The organism is Kitasatospora sp. NPDC059571 (assembly GCF_042735675.1).
Taxonomy (GTDB): domain Bacteria; phylum Actinomycetota; class Actinomycetes; order Streptomycetales; family Streptomycetaceae; genus Kitasatospora.
This window is the reverse complement of the sequence record NZ_JBHWBW010000613.1, coordinates 1-3,977: the sequence shown is the minus strand read 5'-3', so window position 1 is coordinate 3,977 and position 3,977 is coordinate 1. Positions and strand designations below refer to the sequence as shown.

Annotated in this window: 5 protein-coding genes; 3 read left to right on the top strand and 2 right to left on the bottom strand. The window is 74.0% G+C overall.

Annotation, left to right across the window (positions count from 1 at the left end; all coding sequences use genetic code 11):
- Nucleotides 1-36 precede the first annotated feature (36 nt).
- Nucleotides 37-573, bottom strand: a complete 537-nt coding sequence (locus ACFV0G_RS36585) for an alkyl hydroperoxide reductase (RefSeq protein WP_380557237.1) — start codon at nt 571-573, stop codon at nt 37-39.
- Nucleotides 574-576: 3 nt separating this feature from the next.
- Nucleotides 577-1,128, bottom strand: a complete 552-nt coding sequence (locus tag ACFV0G_RS36580; RefSeq protein ID WP_100888732.1) for a peroxiredoxin — start codon at nt 1,126-1,128, stop codon at nt 577-579.
- Between the two features lie 140 nt (nt 1,129-1,268).
- Here ACFV0G_RS36580 and ACFV0G_RS36575 point away from each other — a divergent pair, with 140 nt between their 5' ends.
- From ACFV0G_RS36575 to ACFV0G_RS36565, 3 genes are all read left to right on the top strand, one after another.
- A complete protein-coding gene (locus ACFV0G_RS36575) occupies nt 1,269-2,222 on the top strand; it encodes a LysR substrate-binding domain-containing protein (RefSeq protein ID WP_380557239.1) in 954 nt (317 codons plus the stop codon).
- A gap of 75 nt (nt 2,223-2,297) precedes the next feature.
- Complete coding sequence (locus ACFV0G_RS36570; RefSeq protein WP_380557235.1) at nt 2,298-3,296, top strand: AAA family ATPase; 999 nt, start codon at nt 2,298-2,300, stop codon at nt 3,294-3,296.
- A partial coding sequence (locus ACFV0G_RS36565) for an HNH endonuclease (RefSeq protein ID WP_380557233.1) occupies nt 3,293-3,977 on the top strand: 685 nt, incomplete at its 3' end. The genes ACFV0G_RS36570 and ACFV0G_RS36565, both read left to right, overlap by 4 nt.

The window sequence follows — 3,977 nt, the reverse complement described above, 5'->3', positions numbered from 1 at the left end:
AGACAGCCCCCTCCGGCGTTGGCTCCGGTGCCCCGGTCAGAGGCCCGCGATGACGGCCTCGGAGTCGAGGGTCGCGGCGACCGCCTGGATCACCGCGGCGATCTTGATCGAGGCCTGGATCACCTCGCGCTCGACGCCGGCCTTCTTGAGGACGGCCTCGTGCGAGTCCAGGCACTGGCCGCAGCCGTTGATCGCGGAGACCGCGAAGCACCACAGCTCGAAGTCGGCCTTCTCGACGCCCGGGGTGCCGATGATGTTCATCCGCAGACCGGCCCGCATGCTGCTGTACTCCTTGTCGGAGAGCAGGTGCAGCGTCCGGTAGTAGACGTTGTTCATCCCCATGACGGCGGCGGCGCCCTTGGCGGCGTTGTACGCCTCCGGCTTGAGGTTCGCCTTCGCCTCGGGCTCCAGCTCGCGGAGCACGGCGGGGGAGCGGGTGGCCATGGCGCAGGCCAGCACGGTGCCCCAGAGCTGCTGCTCCGGCAGGTCGGAGTTGCCGATGACCGCGCTCAGGTTGAGCTTGAGGTCCTTGGCGTAGTCCGGCAGGGCGGCCTTGAGGTCGTCGAGGGCCATCGGTCAGCCCGCCAGGAGGGCCTGGGCGTCGAGGGTGTCCTCGCCCTTGGTCCAGTTGCACGGGCACAGCTCGTCGGTCTGCAGGGCGTCCAGCACCCGCAGGACCTCCTTGGGGTTACGGCCGACCGAGCCGGCGGTCACCATGACGAACTGGATCTCGTTGTTCGGGTCCACGATGAACACCGCGCGCTGGGCGGTGCCGTCGGCGGCCTCGACGCCGCAGGCGCGCATCAGGTCGTGCTTGACGTCGGCCAGCATCGGGAACGGCAGGTCGCGCAGGTCCTTGTGGTCCTTGCGCCACGCGTGGTGGACGAACTCCGAGTCACCGGAGACGCCGAGGATCTGCGCGTCGCGGTCGGCGAACTCCTCGTTCAGCTTGCCGAACGCGGCGATCTCGGTCGGGCAGACGAAGGTGAAGTCCATCGGCCAGAAGAAGACGATCTTCCACTTGCCCTCGTAGGTCTTGTGGTTGATCTCGGCGAAGGCGTTCGCGGCGTCGAGGTCGACACAGGCGTTGAGTTCGAACTCGGGGAACTTGTCACCGATCGTGAGCACGTTCGCTACTCCTGGTTTGGGATATGAGGGAGAATGCCCGAACTGCCTATGGTTCGACGGATTCGAGCGGTCTCCAGCCTTGCACACCGCCGACTGATCGGGGAAATAGCTAGACTCGATGCATCTGATCGGAGAGAGCTATCAGTACCGCCCCGCACCGCCCCAGGCCCCGCACCCCCAGCGTCGCCCAGCTGCGCGCCTTCGTCGCCGTCGCCGAGCACCGGCACTTCCGGGAGGCCGCCGCGGCCACCGGCACCAGCCAGCCCGCACTCTCCGGCGCCGTCGCGGCGCTGGAGGAGGCGCTCGGCGCCCGGCTCGTCGAGCGTACGACGCGCCGCGTCATGATCACCCCACTGGGCGAGCGCGTGGCCGACCACGCACGCCGGGTGCTGGGCTCGCTGCACGCCCTCACCGAGGAGGTCGAGGCGGCCCGCCGGCCCTTCACCGGACCGCTGCACCTCGGCGTCATCCCGACCGTCGCACCGTACCTGCTGCCCACCGTGCTCCGGCTGGTCCGCGACCGCTACCCGGACCTGGAGCTCCACGTCCACGAGGAGCGCACCCACACGCTGCTCGACGGCCTCGCCGCCGGCCGGCTCGACCTGCTGCTCCTCGCGCTGCCCGCCGGCGGCGCCGCGCCCACCCGGGACATCCCGCTCTTCGACGAGGACTTCGTCCTGCTCACCCCGCCCGGCCACGCGCTGGCCGGCCGCACCGACGTCCCGCGCGACGTCCTGCTCGACCTCGACGTCCTCCTGCTGGAGGAGGGCCACTGCCTGCGCGACCAGGCGATGGACATCTGCCGCGAGGTCGGCGCCGACACCGGCGGGCCGACCACCCGGATCGCGGGCCTGTCCACCCTCGTCCAGTTGGTCGCCGGCGGCCTCGGCGTCACCCTGCTGCCCGCCACCGCGCTGGACGTGGAGGCGGCCCGCTCCGACCGGCTGGCCGCCGCCCGCTTCGCCGCCCCCGCGCCGGGCCGCCGGATCGGCCTCGCCACCCGGCCCGGCGCCGCCCGCGCTGCGGAGTACGACCGCTTCGCCGCGGCACTGAAGGACGTGCTCGCAGACCTGCCCGTACGCATCGTCGCGTAGTCCGCGTCCGGCGCATCGCGGGGCGGCCGACCGGGCATACCGCAAGCGGCGGAAACGATCGATGGGGGTGGGGCCGTGTACGTCTCTCGGATCAAGGTCGCCGGGCTGCGCTGCTTCAGCGGCCCGCGCGCCGTCGACCTCGCCGTCGAACCCGGCCCCGGCTGGACGGTGCTGGCCGGCCCCAACGGCTCCGGCAAGTCCACCCTGCTGCGCGCGCTCGCGCTCGCCCTGGGCGCCCACCCGCCGGTCGACCCGGCGCACTGGATCGCCGACGGCAGCAGCCGCGCCGAGGTCGACCTGCCCGGCGCCGGCCGCTGGAGCACCGACGGGCCGCTGCGCTCACCGCACGCCGCGGCCCGCCTGCTCGACGCCGGCCGCACCGCACCGGACCGCCTCGGGGCCGCCACCGCCCGCCTGCTGGAGGACGGCGTCCTCCCCGACGGCTGGCGGGTCACCGACCCCGACCGCGCCCTGGTCGCACCGCCCGGCGGCCCCGCCCGGCCGCTCGCCGACCTCGGCAGCGGCATCGCCGGTCTCGCCGCCGTGGTCGCCGCCCTGGCCGGCGACGCCGCCCCCACCGGGCCCGCCGACGCCGGCTGCACCGTCCCGCTGCGCGCCGTGGCCCTGATCGACGACGTCGACCTGCACCTGCACCCGCGCTGGCAGCAGCAGATCGGCGGCTGGCTCACCGCCCGCTTCCCCGAGGTGCAGTTCCTGGTCGCCACGCACAGCCCGTACGTCTGCCAGGCCGCGGACCCCGGCACCCTGGTGCGCCTCGCCGGGCCCGCCGAGGCGGCCCCGCCCCGCGTCCTCGACGAGGACGTCCACCAGCGGGTGCTCTACGGCAGCGGCGACGACACCGCGCTCTCCGAACTGTTCGGCCTGCCCAGCGCCTACTCCGCCGCCGCCGAGGCCGAACGCCAGCTGCTGGTGCGGCTGGAGCGCAAGCTGTACGCCGGACGCGCCACCAGCGACGAGCTCGACGCCTACCGGCGGCTCGGCGCCAAGCTCAACAGCTCACTGGCCGCCCGCGCCGACGAGCTCTCCGCCCGCCTGCTGGGCGAGCAGCCGTGATCCCGCTGCACCGCCCGGGCCTGCAGCCCTCGCTCGCCGCCGACCTCGCCCGCCGCACCGAGGCGATCCGCGCGGCCGGCCCCAGCACCGCCGCGGGCCGGGCCGCCTGGCGCACCGCCCGCCAGCCCAAGGCCCAACTGCGCCTGCTGCTACGGCGGATGGCGCCCGGCCTGGAGCGCTGCATGTACTGCGGGGACAACCTCGGCACCGACATCGACCACTTCGAGCCGATCGCCCGCGACCCGCTGCGCACCTTCGACTGGCAGAACCACCTGCTGGCCTGCGCGCACTGCAACAGCAACCAGAAGCGCGACCGCTTCCCGTGCGACCCGGCCACCGGCGCGCACCTCCTGATCGACCCGGCCCGCGAGGACCCGGCCGACCACCTGGTGCTCTACCTGGACTCCGGCGCCTACGACGCGCTGACGCCGCGCGGCGAGGCGACCATCGACGTGTTCGGCCTGAACGCCCGGGCCGAACTCGTCCGCGGCCGCCGGATGATGTTCACCGTGGTGAAGTCGCTGCTGGCCGCCTGGCACGCGGCCGGTGCGGCCGGACGCGCCGGCGAGCAGCGCGAGTACCGGGCCGCCCTGCGGACGCTGCACCACGCCGACGTGCTGCGCACCGTCCTCGCGCTGCACCGCAGGCCGGCCCTCGCGGCCGCCGTGCTGGGCCCGGACC